Genomic DNA, 13,843 nt, shown 5'->3' on the forward strand with positions numbered 1-13,843 from the left:
GGCGGGTGCGGCGCTCGATCGCGAAACGAGGAGACGATGACGGACGACTTCGATGCCGGCGAGCTAGGCGTGCTCGACGGCAGCCTCAAGGGCTTCCCGCCGGCGTCCGTCGGAACCGACGCCGCCACGTTCCTCGCCGGTCGACCGGCGCTCGCCGACTTCACGACGCCGCTCGTCACGCTCGACCGCTCGGCGGTCACCGACAACGTCGAGACCATGCGACAGTGGTGCGACCGCGCCGGAGTGGGCCTCGCGCCGCACGGCAAGACGACGATGAACCGAGCCCTGTGGCAGCGTCAGCTCGACGCGGGTGCCTGGGGCATCACCGTCGCGACCCCGTGGCAGCTCTCCGTCGCGCTCGACTGGTCGATCCCCCGCGTGATGCTCGCCAACGCCCTCGTGCAGCCCGAACACCTGCGCGCCGTCGGGCGGGCCCTCGACAGCGGCGACGCCGAGATCGTCGTGTGGGCCGACTCCGTCCGCGCGGTGCAGATCATGTCGCGCGTGCTGGCTGAGCAGCCGCCCCGTCGCCCCCTCCACGTGCTCGTGGAACTCGGTGCGCCGGGCGGCCGCACCGGAGCTCGGGACCAGGCCACCGCGCTCGAGATCGCCGAGGCCGTCGTCGCCTCACCCGAGCTCGCACTCGCCGGCGTCAGCGGCTACGAGGGAGCGCTCGCCCACCACGGCGACGACGGTTCGCTGCAGATCGTCCGCGACTACCTGGAGTCGCTCGCCGACCTCCACACCGGACTCCTCGCCGACGGCCGCTACGACGAACGCGTCGGGACCGTCCTCGTGACCGCCGGGGGCAGCGCCTACTTCGACGTGGTCGCCGAGGTCCTCGCCGGACTGCGCGACCTCGACGGTGCACACGGACGCGCCGTCGACGTGCTGCTGCGCTCCGGCGCGTACGTCACCCACGACGACGGCTTCTACCGCGGGATCACCCCGCTCGGACGCCACGACGGCACCGGCGACTTCCGCTCTGCGATCCACGGCTGGGCGACGATCGTCTCCCGCCCCGAGCCCGGCCTCGCGCTCGTCGACGGCGGGAAGCGCGACTTCCCATTCGACGAGGGGCTCCCCGAGGTGCAGGGCGTCCGCCGCGCCGGATCCGCCACCGTCGAGCCGCTCCCAGGCGCGACGACCACGGCCATGAACGACCAGCACACCTTCGTCTCCCTGCCGCCAGGCAGCGACGTCGAGGTCGGCGACGTCATCCGCCTGGGCCTCTCCCACCCGTGCACCACCTTCGACAAGTGGCGTGCCCTCGTGGTCATCGACGACGTCCGTCTCGCCGAACCGAGTGCCGTCGACGCCGTCACCACCACCTTCGGCTGAGCCGAACCGAACAGGAGCCCCGCATGACGCTCGAGACCCCTCCCTCCACGCCGCACGCCCTCGACGCCCTGTACGCCGACCGCGCCATCGCCGTCGTCCGCGTACCCGTCATCCCCGACCCGGTCGAACTCTGCCGGGCGCTCGCCGCGGGCGGGATCCGCAGCGTGGAGTTCACCTTCACCACGCCGGGCGTCGAAGCACTCATCCGCGCTGCGGCCGACGCGATCGGCGACCACGGGGCCGTGATCGGCGCGGGGACGGTCGTGGATCGCGACACCGCGCAGCGCGCCATCGACAGCGGTGCGCAGTTCCTGGTCACGCCCGGTCTGAGCGAGGAGGTGGCCGAGGTCGCCACCGCCGCCGGCATCCCGTTCCTGCTCGGTGCGATGACACCGAGCGAGGTCATGCGCGCGGCGTCGCTCGGTTCCCACGCGGTGAAGATCTTCCCCGCCGCCGCCATGGGTTCCGGCTTCCTCAAGGACCTCAAGGGTCCGTTCCCGGGTCTCCGGCTCGTGCCGTCGGGCGGACTGCACGCCGGCAACGCGCGGGAGTACATCCAGGCCGGCGCCGCCGCCGTGACCGCGGGGTCGAGCGTGGTCGGCGCCGCCGACGTCGCCGCCGCCGACTGGGCCGGGGTCACCGAGCGTGCGACCGCCTTCACCACGGCGGCCCTCCTGCCGTGACATCGCGACCGACGGACGGAACGCGCGCGGTGGTCATCCGCGGCGCTCGCATCGTCGACGGCACCGGCGGACCGAGCGTGCACGGGTCGCTCCTCATCGACGGGGGCCGCATCATCGCGATCGGGGCGTCCGCCGAGTCCGACGCACCCGCTGACGCCCTGATCATCGACGCCGACGGTCTCGTCGCGTCGCCAGGCTTCATCGACATGCACGCCCACTCCGACCTCGCCGTCCTCCGCGACCACGAGCACCTCGCCAAGGTCTCGCAGGGCGTCACCACGGAGGTCCTCGGACAGGACGGGCTCTCCTACGCCCCGACGGACGACCGCACCATGGCGATCGTCCGGCAGCAGATCGCCGGCTGGAACGGCCAGCCCGACGACGTCGACTTCGCGTGGCGGACCGTCGGCGAGTACCTCGACCGGGTCGACCGCGGGGCCGCGCTGAACGTCGCCTACCTGGTGCCGCAGGGCTCCGTCCGGATGCTCGTGGTCGGCACCGAGAACCGCCGGGCGACCGCTGACGAGATCGCTCACATGCAGGAGGTCGTCGCCGCCGGGATGCGGGAGGGGGCCGTCGGCATGTCCTCCGGGCTCACCTACGTGCCCGGCATGTTCGCCGACACCGAGGAGCTCGTCGCGCTGTGCAGCACCGTCGCGGAGCACGGCGGTTTCTACGCACCGCACCAGCGGTCGTACGGCAAGGGCGCACTCGAGGCGTACGCGGAGATGATCGACGTCAGTCGCCGGTCCGGGTGCGCGCTGCACCTCACGCACGCGACGATGAACTTCGGCATCAACGCCGGCCGGGCCGCCGAACTCGTGGCGCTCATCGACGCCGCCATCGCCGACGGGGTCGACATCACGCTCGACACCTATCCGTACCTGCCGGGGTCCACGACGCTGTCGGCGTTGCTGCCGAGCTGGGCGGCGGTCGGCGGGCCGGACGCGACGATCGAGCGTCTGGGCGACGACGACGTCCGTGCGCGGATCCGATACGAGCTCGAGGTGCTCGGCACCGACGGCTGTCACGGTGTCGTCACCGACTGGACCACCATCGAGATCTCCGGCGTCGCGAACCCCGAGCTCGCCGGCTTCGTCGGGCGGACCGTCGCCGACATCGCCGCGGAGGATGCGGGACACGCGTGGTCGGGGGACCCGACAGCCCTGTTCTTCGCGCTCCTCGAAGCCGATCGGCTCGCGACCGGCATCCTCCAGCACGTCGGCGACGAGGCCAACGTGCGCACGATGATGGTGCACCCGGCCCACACCGGCGGGAGCGACGGGATCCTCATCGGCGCGAAGCCACACCCGCGTGCCTGGGGCACCTTCCCGCGCTACCTCGGCCACTACGTCCGCGAGGAGGGGGTGCTCGGGTTGGAAGACGCCGTCGCCCACCTCACCTCGCGACCGGCCGCGCGCCTCGGCCTCAGCGACCGCGGCGTGCTCCGCGTCGGAGCCGTCGCCGACCTCGTCCTGTTCGACCCCACGACCATCGCCGACCGCGCGACGTTCGCCGAGCCTCGGCAACAGGCCGCCGGCATCCCGTGGGTCTTCGTGAACGGTGTCGCCGTCATCGCCGACGGCCGCCGCTCCGACGCCGTCCCCGGCCGCTCGATCCGCCGACGCCCGGCCTGATCGCTTCCCCTTCCTCACCGCCGACACAGAAGGTACTCCCATGCCCATCACCGCCCTCGCGCGCAGCGTCGTAGCCGCCGCCGCACCAGCCCCGAGCGATCCCATCGGGTGGCTGCAGCAGACCACCCCCGGCCTGCTCATCCTCTGCGCCGTCGCCATCGCGGTGCTGCTGTTCCTCATCATCCGGGTGAAGCTCGAACCGTTCATCTCGCTCTTCATCGTCGGCATCGGCCTGGCGCTCGCGACCGGGACGAGCATCTACCAGATCGTCGGCGTGGCCGTGCCGGACCCCTTCGACGACGAGCAGATCAAGCCGGGGGCGTCGCTCCTCGAGACCGGCTTCGGTGGCATCCTCGGGCACATCACGATCATCATCGGTCTCGGCACCGTGCTCGGCGCGATCCTCGAGCGCTCCGGCGGTGCTGACGTCCTCATCCGGAAGCTGCTCGGTCGCTTCGGAGAACGCGGCGCTCCGATCGCGATGGGACTGACCGGTCTCATCTTCGGTATCCCCGTGTTCTTCGACGTCGGCATCTTCGTCCTCGCGCCCCTCGTCTACATCACCGCGCGTCGCGGCGGGAAGTCGCTCGTGCTCTACGCGCTCCCGATGCTCGCCGGCCTCTCCATGACGCACGCGTTCCTGCCGCCGCACCCGGGGCCGACCGCGCTCGCCGGCACCTTCGAGGTCGGGCTCGGCTGGCTCATCCTCATGGGCTTCCTCTGCGGCATCCCGGCATTCATCGCGTCGGGCATCGCTTGGCCGCTCTGGATCGGGAAGCGCGTCATGGTCTCGGTCCCGGAGGAGTACGTGCTGGAGCCCGAGGACGACGCCCCCGAGCGCAAGGACGTCTCGCTCTGGAGCGTCGGTCTCATCATCATCACGCCGATCCTGCTCATCCTCGCCGCCACCTTCGGTGCCCTCGCCCTCCCGAACGGCCCGGTCCTCGAAGCGTTGACGCTCATCGGCAACCCGGCGGTCGCGCTCACGATCGCCGTCTGCCTCGCGTACTACGTGCTGGGGGTGCGGCGCGGCATGACGCTCGCCGAGCTGGGCGAGCTCTCCGGTCAGTCGCTCCGGCCGATCGGCATGATCCTGCTCGTCGTCGGTGCGGGTGCGTTCTTCGGCGCGGTCATCTCGGCGACGGGTGTGGGTGCGGCACTGGCCGAGGTGCTCGGTTCGCTCGGCCTGCCGATCATCGTGTCGGCGTACCTCATCAGCTCCGGCCTCCGCATCGCGCAGGGCTCGGCGACCGCGGCGATCGTCATCACGGCGGGGATCCTGCAGCCGGTCGTGCTCGCCGGCGACTACTCGCAGCCGCAGCTGGCGCTCATCGGCATCGCGATCGCTGCGGGTTCGATCACGCTCTCGCACGTCAACGACGGTGGGTTCTGGATCATCGCGAAGTACTTCAACATGTCGGTGAAGCAGACGCTCGCGACCTGGACCGTGCTCGAGACCATCCTCTCGGTCGTCGGCTTCGGGATGGTCGCCCTCATCTGGCTCTTCGTCTAGCCCGAGTGGTGACCGTCGGTCCAGTGCCTTTCTCAGGAGTGTCCGGGCGCGTCGATGCCGGGTGAAGCCGGCGCGCAGGAGGACTCCTGAGAAAGGGACTCAGTCGACGTCAGAAGAGGCGGGAGTCGCTGTCGTCGAGGCCGCGCATCGCGTCGTAGTCGAGGACGACGCAGCGGATCCCGCGGTCCTGGGCGAGGGTGCGTGCCTGCGGCTTGATCTCCTGGGCGGCGAACACACCCTGCACGGGGCGAGGAGCGGGTCGCGGTTCATGAGTTCGAGGTAGCGGGTGAGCTGCTCGACGCCGTCGATGTCGCCGCGGCGCTTCAGCTCGACCGCGACGGACGCCCCGGTGGCGTCGGTGGCGAGGATGTCGACCGGGCCGATCGCGGTCATGTACTCGCGACGGATGAGTCGGTAGCCGTCGCCGAGGAGCTCGATCTGCTCGGCGAGGAGCTTCTGCAGGTGTGCTTCGACGCCGTCCTTCTGGAGGCCCGGGTCGACACCGAGTTCGTGCGAGCTGTCGTGGTGGACCTCGTGGATCGACACGATGAGGGCGTCACCGGTCTTCTTGTGCGTGACCTTCCACAGCTCGGTGATCCCGGCCGCCGCCTGCGTCTCGTCGGGCTCGACCGTCGTGAGTACGCAGGGCGGGCTCATCCAGTTGAGTGGCTTGTAGGAGCCGCCGTCGGAGTGGACGAGCAGGCTGCCGTCGTTCTTCACCATGAGCAGCCGCTTGGCGAGCGGCAAGTGAGCCGACAACCGTCCGGCATAGTCGACCGAGCACTCCGCAATCACCAAACGCACGACGACGAGCCTACCCTCCGCGCCTGGCTGTCCGACGCGCACTCGGACCCAGGTGGGTGTGCACAACTCCTGCCGGCCGTTGAGAGCGGCCGCTCCCCTCGCGACAGTTCCGCCCGCAACTCCTGCTGATCTTCCCTCCGTCGGGGCCTGAGTCCCCTGTTCTCGGCTCGACGGGGTTGTACGTAATGCGAGGAGCAGGAGTTGCGAACCGTGCGTGGGCGGCGGACTGGCCGCAAGCAGGAGTTGTGAACCCTCGCCGGGCGGGGCGTGCCGGCGAACGAACGGGGCTCAGCGCTTGCGGCGGCTGCTCTCGCGGGCGGCCGGCGACGCGAGGCCGGCGAACACGATGAGTACGAGCACGACGAACAGGGCGTTCAGCAGGCCGATGGCGTCGCCGAGGATGCCGATGAGCGGCGGACCGACGAGGAACGCGCAGTAGCCGATCATCGCGACGGCGCTCACCCGTGCCGCAGCGCGCTTGGAGTCGTCGGCCGCGGCGGACATGCCCACCGGGAACCCGAGGGAGGCGCCGAGGCCCCACAGCACGGTGCCGAGGACCATGAGTCCGGTGACCGGCGTGAGGATGAACAGGACGAGTCCGGCGATCGCCGCGGCGGCCGACACCTGCAGCACCGGCACCCGGCCGAAGCGGTCGATGAGCGGCCCGCCGACGATGCGACCGACGGTCATCGCGGTGACGAACACGCCGTAGACGAGCGCGCCGGTCGTGTTGCTCTGCTCGTGGCCGTCGACCACGGCGAGTGCGAGCCAGTCGTTGGCGCTGCCCTCGGCGAACGCCATGCCGAGCATGATGACGCCGATGAGGATGAGGCGGCCGTCGGCCCAGACCGAGAGGCTCTCGCGGAGACGGTCCTGCCACGGCGCCTTCGGTGCGTCGTCCAGCTCGTCGGCCACCACCTGCTCTGCCGGGACGAAGCGCACGGCGACGACGGCGACGATCGCGATGACGACCGCCATGACGAGCGCGTGCCAGAAGACCTCGAGGCCGGCTGCGGACGCGAGTGCGCCGAGCCCCGCTCCGGCGACCGTGCCGAAGCTGAAGCACGCGTGCATCAGCGGCATCACCGTCTTGCCGAGCTCCTGCTCGGCCGCGGCGCCCTCGACGTTCATCATGACGTCGAGCGCGCCGTTCCCGAAGCCGAAGATGATGAGCCCGACGAGGACGATGCCCTCGAGTGGCACGAGGCTCGCGCCGACCCCGATGAGGAGCAAGCCGGTCGCGACGAGCCCGAGCGTCAGCTGCATGCCGTGTCGCGGGCCGAGACGCGCGAGGAGGTGCTGGGAGGCGACGAGGCCGAGGATCGATCCGATCGACATGCCGAGGATGAGCAGCCCGACGGCTCCGGTGGTCAGTTCGAGGTTGTCGCGGATGGCGGGGATGCGCGCCACCCACGTCGCGATACTGAGGCCGCTCAGGGCGAAGATCACGAAGATCGCGTTGCGCCAGGCGAGGAGTTCGCGGCGTGGGCGCTGGGCGACGGGGGCGGTGTGCGGGTTGGTCGGCTCTGACACAGGGTCCTCGGGATCGGTGCTGGTGCGCCTGGGCGCTCGGTGGAGCGGGGTGGTGAGGCCCGTGCATCTGGGTGGATCTACGGAGAATCGAATCGATTCGATTCCGTCGACTAAGCTAGCAGATCGTGGACCAGGAATCACGCCCTTCGCGACCGACGCTCGCCGATGTCGCCGAGCGCGCGGGGGTGTCTCCGTCGACCGCCTCGCTCGCGTTCAGCGGCGCCGGACCCGTCTCCGAAGCGACCAAGCAGCGGGTGTTGCAGGCCGCAGCCGACCTCGACTACGCCGGCCCCGACCCCCGCGCCCGCTCACTCCGGCAGGGCCGCAGCGGCATCGTCGGAGCGGTCGTCGCCGGTCGGATCGGGCATTCCTTCCGCGACCCGGTGATGGTCCAGACCCTCGACGGACTCGCCGACGAACTCGGGGCGGTCGGTGCTGGGCTCCTCCTGTTGAACGACGCGCAGGAGGGCACGCTGCAGTTGAGCAACGCACCGATGGACGGCGTCGTCCTCATCGGCTGCAGCCCGAACCTCGACAGCTCGGTCGCGATCCTCAGCCGACGGGGGATGCCGATCGTCTCGATCGAGGGGCTCGCAGCCCTCGGCGTCCCCGACATCGCCGTCGACAACCGCGGCGGCGTGCGTGAGGAGGCGCGACACCTCGCCGACCTCGGCCACGAGCGCGTCGCCGTGGTCACCCTCAACCTCGACCCGACCGAACGCCGCGGCCCGCTCACGCCCGAGTGGGAGCGATCCGCCACGACCGTCCCGGCCATCGAACGCCTGCAGGGCCTCCGCGACGTCTTCCCCGACGCGCAGGGGTTCGTCACCACGGGGTCATCGCTCGAGGAGGGGCGGGTCGCCGGACACGCGATCCTCGACGTCCCGGCAGATGAGCGCCCGACGGCGATCGCAGCGCAGAGCGACCTCCTGGCCGCCGGCGTCATCCGAGCAGCCGAGGAACTCGGCATCTCCGTCCCCGCGGAGCTCAGCGTGGTCGGGTTCGACGGCATCCGGGTCGAAGGGCTCGACTACGACCTCACCACGGTGTGGCAGCCCTCGCGGGAGAAGGGGTCGGCCGCCGGCCGCGCGATCGTCGCCATGCTCGACGGCCGCGATCCGGAGTGCGAGCGGTTCAGCGTCCGGTTCCACCCCGGAGCGACGACGGCACGGGTCCCCGCTCCACAGCGCTGAGGTCTCGCCGGGGTTTCGACAGCCACTGCGGCGCGGCGGACCCGCCCCGTAGGGTGGAGGAGACGCTCGAAGGAGACCCATGACCGACCAGCCCATCGCCACCGCCGCACTCGTCCAGCAGGAGGCGGCCGCGCTCGCCGTGTCCCTCGCCCCGGTCTACCAGGACCTGCACGCCAATCCGGAGCTCTCCTTCGCGGAGCACCGGACGGCCGCCCTGGTCGCGGATCGCATCACCGGCCTCGGGTACGGGGTCGCGACGGGGATCGGCGGCACCGGTGTCGTCGGTGTCCTGGAGAACGGCGAGGGACCGACGGTCCTGCTGCGGGCCGACATGGACGGCCTGCCCGTCCTGGAGGAGACGGGCCTCGACTACGCGAGCGTCGCGCGCGGGGTCGACCCGGAGGGCAACGACGTCCCGGTCATGCACGCCTGCGGCCACGACGTCCACGTCACCTGCCTGCTGGGCGCCGCCGAACTGCTCGCCGCACGGCGCGACACCTGGTCCGGGACGCTCGTCGTCCTGTTCCAGCCGGCCGAGGAGGCCGGCGGGGGTGCGCAGGCGATGGTCGACGACGACCTCTACGCACGCGTCCCGAAGCCCGACATCGTGTTCGGCCAGCACGTCGGCCCGCTGCCTGCCGGTGTCGTCGGCACCCACGCCGGTCCGTCGTTCGCCGCGACCGACGCGTACCGCGTCACCTTCCACGGCCGTGGCGGGCACGGATCCCGCCCGCAGTCGACGATCGACCCGATCGTGATGGCGGCGTCGGCGGTCGTCCGCCTCCAGAGCATCGTGTCCCGTGAGGTCGCCGGAACCGACACCGCGGTGCTGACCGTCGGCACGATGCACGCCGGCACCAAGAACAACATCATCCCCGACACCGCGCAGATCGGCGTCAACATCCGCAGCTACGAACCGCACGTGCGCGACCGCGTCGTCGGCTCCATGGAGCGCATCATCCGGGCCGAGGCCGCAGCGTCGGGCGCCGAGCGCGAACCGGTGATCGAACACACGGAGGCCTTCCCGGTGCTCGTGAACGATCCCGCGGCGACCGGCGCGGTGACGGCGGTGTTCGCCGACGCGTTCGGTGCCAACCGCGTCGTCGACCCCGGTCTCGTCACGGGGAGTGAAGACGTCGGCATGCTCGCGACGGCCGCCGACGCTCCCATCGTCTACTGGATCCTCGGTGGCGCCGATCCACAGGCCTTCGCCGCGGCCTACGCCTCGGGCCGCATGGAGCAGGACCTCCCCGGCAACCACTCCTCGAAGTTCGCGCCGCTCATCCACCCCACCCTCGACACCGGCATCGCCGCGCTCTCGCTCGCCGCGCTGTCGCGTCTGGCCGGAACGGCGGCCACCGCATGATCGTCGTGACGACCGACACCGTCGCCGGACACCGCATCGACGCCGTCCTCAGCGAGGTCGTCGGGCTCACCGTGCGAGCTCGCGACTGGGGCTCCTCGATGTCGATCGGCTTCTCGGCGCTCGGCGGCGGCGAGGTCCCGGGGATGACCCAGCTGCTGTTCGAGTCCCGCCAGGAGGTCATGCGACGCCTGGTGGCCGACGCGGAACAGCGCGGTGCGAACGCGGTCCTCGCGATGCGTCTCGAGACCACCGACATCGGCGGTGCGTGGACGCAGCTGACCGCCTACGGCACCGCGGCGTATCTCGTCCCGATCCCCGCCGGAGAGCCCGGAGCGACCGGCCAGTCCGCCTACGCGGCGGAACAACCCGACGCCCCGAAACCCCGCGGCGCCGTCTGATCGCGGGAGGGTGACGGTTGCGCTCTGGTTCCGACCTGCCCTGACCTGCCCGACCTGATCCGTCCCACCACCGCGCCGACACCGACGGAGTATCCCCATGACCGCTTGGATCGACGAACTCATCACCGAGGTGACCACGGCTGTGCGGGAGCGCAGTGACGAACGGGTTGCCGAGATGTTCGAGCGCTGCTTCGCCGACACGCTGCACAGCACGATGACGCCCATGCCGGACGGCACCGTGTTCATGCTCACCGGCGACATCCCAGCGATGTGGCTGCGCGACTCGAGCGCCCAACTCGCGCCCTATCTCCACTTCGCAGCCGACCACCCCGAGCTGGCCGAGCTGCTCGTCGCCGTCAACCGCCGGCAGCTGGACGCGATCGCGCTCGACCCCTACGCGAACGCGTTCAACGCCGAACCGAACGGACACGGTCACCGCGACGACCGCACCGACGCGTCGCCCTGGGTGTGGGAACGCAAGTACGAGATCGACTCGCTCTGCTACCCGCTCCAGCTCGCACACGACATCTGGCTGGCGACGGGGCGCCGCGACCACCTGGATGCGCGGTACCGCTCCGCCGTCGTCGCGGCGATGGAGGTCTGGCGGATGGAGCAGCACCACGAGGAGCGCTCGCCGTACCGGTTCCAGCGGTTCGACGCGCCGCTCTCCGACACCCTCGTCCGCGACGGACTCGGGCCGGAGACGGCGTGGACCGGGCTCTCGTGGTCGGGGTTCCGGCCGAGCGACGACGCAGGGCGGTACGGCTACAACGTGCCGGGCAACCTCTTCGCCGCGGTCACGCTGGCCGGGGTCGAATCGATCGCCACCGACGTGCTCGACGACGCGGCACTCACCGCGGAGGCCGGTGCGCTCCGACGCGAGCTCGAGACCGCGATCGACGCCCATGGTGTCGTGACGACCGATCAGTACGGCGACGTCTACGCCTACGAGGTCGACGGGTTCGGCAACGCGCTCCTGATGGACGACGCCAACGTGCCGAGTCTGCTCTCGCTGCCGTTCCTCGGCTGGTGCTCGCCCGACGACGCCCGGTACCTCGCCACCAGACGGTTTCTGCTCAGTGAGGACGACCCGAGCTACTTCGTCGGGTCCGCCGCCCGTGGGATCGGGAGCCCGCACACGCCCGACGATCACATCTGGCCGATCGCCCTGTCCATCGAGGGCCTCACCTCGCAGGACGAGCCGGATCGCGCCCGCCTGCTCGACACGCTGCTGCGGACCGACGCAGGCACGGGGGTCATGCACGAGTCGTTCCACAAGGACGACCCCGACAGCTTCACCCGCCCCTGGTTCTCCTGGGCGAACGCGATGTTCTGCGAGTTCGTCCTCGACGTGGTGGGTCTGCGCACGCACGTGCGCCGTCCCGTCCCACGAGCTGACTGAGCAGACCCGCCGCCTCGTGCGCCGGCTCAGAGCAGCCGCAGCTCCTGTGCACGGGTGACGGCCCGGGTGCGGTCGGCCACCTCGAGCTTCTCGAAGACGTGCAGCAGGTGCGTCTTCACCGTCGACTCCGAGATGAAGAGTGCCGCCGCGATCGTACGGTTGCTGTTGCCGGCGGCGACGAGCGCGAGGACCTCGAGCTCGCGGGCGCTGAGCTGCGGGCGGGCTGGGGTCCCACCCTGCATGCGGCCGACGAGTGTCGCCGCGATCGTCGGCGCGAGCACCGTCTGACCGGCGACCACCGAACGGATGCCGGCGAGGATCTCCTGCTCGGGCGCCGCCTTCAACAGGTAGCCGCCGGCTCCGGCCTCGATCGCGCCGAGGATGTCGTCGTCGGTCTCGTAGGTTGTGAGGACGAGCACCCGGACGCCTGGCACGCGCTGCACGATGCGCGCCGTCGCCTCCGCACCGCTGAGGACCGGCATGCGCAGGTCCATGAGCACGAGGTCCGGCCGGTGCTCCTCGGCAGCCGCGACCGCCGCAGCGCCGTCCGCCACCTCGGCGACGACCTCGAAGTCGTCCGCGCGCCCCAGAAGCGCGACGATGCCCGATCGCACGATGGGGTGGTCGTCCGCGACGACGATCCTGATCCGCGTCATCGTCCCTCCTCCACGGTCCCTGAGCCTGTCGAAGGGCTGCCGGCCGAGACGCCGTCCGTGGTCCCTGAGCCTGTCGAAGGGCCCGCTTCGATCGTCACCGGCACTCGCACCCGCACGGTCGTCCCCGCTCCGGCGGCACTCGTGAGTTCCACCGTTCCGCCGAGCAGCGTCACCCGGTCGTGCATGCCGTGCAGCCCGAAGCCCGCGCCCGGACTGGTCCCGAGCAGCGCGCCGTCCGGGTCCGCGATCCCGACCCCGTCGTCGGAGATCCGCAGTTCGGCCCAGCCGTCGTCGACGGTGAGCGCCAGCTCGACGCGGTCGGCGGCGGCGTGTTTCCGGATGTTCGCGAGACCCTCCTGCGCACTCCGGAGCAGCACGACCTCGGGCGCCCGTTGGAACCGTTCGGACGGAGCGTCGATGTCGACGGCCACACCTGTCTCGCGGGCGAACCGCTCGCCCAAGCGGCGGAGGCTGTCACCGAGCGTCGTGTCGGCGGCCGGCATCGCCGCCGTCGTGGCCACGAGGGATCTCGCCTCGCGGAGGGCGTCGCGTGCCGTGCTCTCGATGAGGTCGATGCTGTCGAGGGCGGCGATCGGTCGACCGTCCAGCGGGGAGGCGTCCGGCGTGCCCGCGACGGTCTCGCCGACCTCGGAACGGGCGCGTTGCGCGAGCAGCACCACACTCGTGAGGCTCTGCGCGATGGTGTCGTGGATGTCGCGAGCCATGCGTTCGCGTTCGGCGGCCGCCCCGGCCTCCCTGCTCGCCCGTTCCGATTCCGCCTGAGCGGTCTGCAGACTCACGAGGAGTCGTGCCTTCTCATCGCCGAGCTCGGCGATCCGGGTGATCCACAGACCGAGAGACAACGCGAAGACGAGCGAGACGCTCTGGATCGCGAGCCCCTGCAGGATCGCGTCCGGGGTGGCGCCTTGTCCGATGATGAAGCCGACGGCGAGGGTCGCGGCGCTCGCGATGTTGAGGACGATCGCGTTCCGCGTCTTCGGTGTCAGCACCCACAGCAGCGGGAACACGAGGCACTGCAGCGTCAGGACGTTCGGGGAGAACGCCGTGCCGACGGCGGTGAGGGCGATGAGGGTGATCGCGAACCAGAGGCCGCCCTGCGGACGCTCGAGGGTGCGGCGCCCGGCCGTGTAGTAGACGAGGCAAAGCGCCGCCAGTACGATCCAGACGCCGACGACCCGCTCCGGTGCCCCGGCCGCGCTGACGCTCACGAGCGCGCCCACGATCACGCACCCCGCGCCGAACGCGACATCCCACCACCGTCGTCCGTCCATGTCCCAACCCTCCCATCCCTGCCCG

Annotated in this window: 11 protein-coding genes and 1 pseudogene; 8 read left to right on the top strand and 4 right to left on the bottom strand. The window is 71.0% G+C overall.

Annotation, left to right across the window (positions count from 1 at the left end; all coding sequences use genetic code 11):
• Positions 1–36 precede the first annotated feature (36 nt).
• Genes FGL15_RS09555 through FGL15_RS09570 form a run of 4 tightly spaced genes read left to right on the top strand, consistent with a single transcriptional unit; the run spans position 37 to position 5,174 of the window.
• Complete coding sequence (locus FGL15_RS09555; protein ID WP_138945857.1) at positions 37–1,341, top strand: amino acid deaminase; 1,305 nt, start codon at positions 37–39, stop codon at positions 1,339–1,341.
• Between the two features lie 23 nt (positions 1,342–1,364).
• Positions 1,365–2,024 (top strand): bifunctional 4-hydroxy-2-oxoglutarate aldolase/2-dehydro-3-deoxy-phosphogluconate aldolase, encoded by a 660-nt coding sequence (locus tag FGL15_RS09560; protein WP_137242815.1) that lies wholly within the window; start codon positions 1,365–1,367, stop codon positions 2,022–2,024.
• Positions 2,021–3,661 carry an amidohydrolase family protein gene (locus FGL15_RS09565; protein ID WP_205858721.1) on the top strand — a complete coding sequence of 547 codons (1,641 nt, stop codon included), beginning with the start codon at positions 2,021–2,023 and terminating at the stop codon, positions 3,659–3,661. The genes FGL15_RS09560 and FGL15_RS09565 overlap by 4 nt, the downstream gene beginning before the upstream one ends.
• A gap of 40 nt (positions 3,662–3,701) precedes the next feature.
• Positions 3,702–5,174: a GntP family permease gene (locus FGL15_RS09570; RefSeq protein ID WP_086472615.1), complete on the top strand. Its 1,473-nt coding sequence runs from the start codon at positions 3,702–3,704 to the stop codon at positions 5,172–5,174.
• 109 nt (positions 5,175–5,283) lie between these two features.
• On the opposite strand, the pseudogene nucS reads toward FGL15_RS09570, so the two are convergent.
• Both nucS and FGL15_RS09580 read right to left on the bottom strand, forming a co-directional pair.
• A pseudogene (gene nucS / locus FGL15_RS09575) lies at positions 5,284–5,978 on the bottom strand (endonuclease NucS).
• Positions 5,979–6,266: 288 nt separating this feature from the next.
• Complete coding sequence (locus tag FGL15_RS09580) at positions 6,267–7,511, bottom strand: MFS transporter (protein ID WP_138945858.1); 1,245 nt, start codon at positions 7,509–7,511, stop codon at positions 6,267–6,269.
• 125 nt (positions 7,512–7,636) lie between these two features.
• On the opposite strand from FGL15_RS09580, the gene FGL15_RS09585 reads away from it, so the two are divergent.
• The 4 genes from FGL15_RS09585 (at position 7,637) to FGL15_RS09600 (ending at position 11,870) form a co-directional block, all read left to right on the top strand.
• Positions 7,637–8,704: a LacI family DNA-binding transcriptional regulator gene (locus FGL15_RS09585; protein WP_240773895.1), complete on the top strand. Its 1,068-nt coding sequence runs from the start codon at positions 7,637–7,639 to the stop codon at positions 8,702–8,704.
• 79 nt (positions 8,705–8,783) lie between these two features.
• Entirely contained in the window at positions 8,784–10,070 is a 1,287-nt protein-coding gene (locus FGL15_RS09590) for an amidohydrolase (protein ID WP_138945860.1), read from the top strand.
• Positions 10,067–10,468: a YbjQ family protein gene (locus FGL15_RS09595; RefSeq protein ID WP_138945861.1), complete on the top strand. Its 402-nt coding sequence runs from the start codon at positions 10,067–10,069 to the stop codon at positions 10,466–10,468. Before FGL15_RS09590 ends, FGL15_RS09595 begins: the two co-directional genes overlap by 4 nt.
• Before the next feature lie 97 nt (positions 10,469–10,565).
• A complete protein-coding gene (locus FGL15_RS09600; protein ID WP_138945862.1) occupies positions 10,566–11,870 on the top strand; it encodes a glycoside hydrolase family 125 protein in 1,305 nt (434 codons plus the stop codon).
• A 26-nt stretch (positions 11,871–11,896) separates the two neighbouring features.
• On the opposite strand, the gene FGL15_RS09605 is transcribed toward FGL15_RS09600, so the two are convergent.
• Both FGL15_RS09605 and FGL15_RS09610 read right to left on the bottom strand, forming a co-directional pair.
• Complete coding sequence (locus tag FGL15_RS09605) at positions 11,897–12,526, bottom strand: response regulator transcription factor (protein WP_138945863.1); 630 nt, start codon at positions 12,524–12,526, stop codon at positions 11,897–11,899.
• Positions 12,523–13,818, bottom strand: coding sequence for a sensor histidine kinase (locus tag FGL15_RS09610; RefSeq protein ID WP_138945864.1), 1,296 nt, complete (start codon positions 13,816–13,818; stop codon positions 12,523–12,525). The genes FGL15_RS09605 and FGL15_RS09610 overlap by 4 nt, the downstream gene beginning before the upstream one ends.
• Between the last annotated feature and the right edge of the window lie 25 nt (positions 13,819–13,843).

Origin of the sequence: Plantibacter sp. M259, assembly GCF_006065115.1 — a bacterium.
Classification (GTDB): Bacteria; Actinomycetota; Actinomycetes; order Actinomycetales; family Microbacteriaceae; genus Plantibacter; species Plantibacter auratus.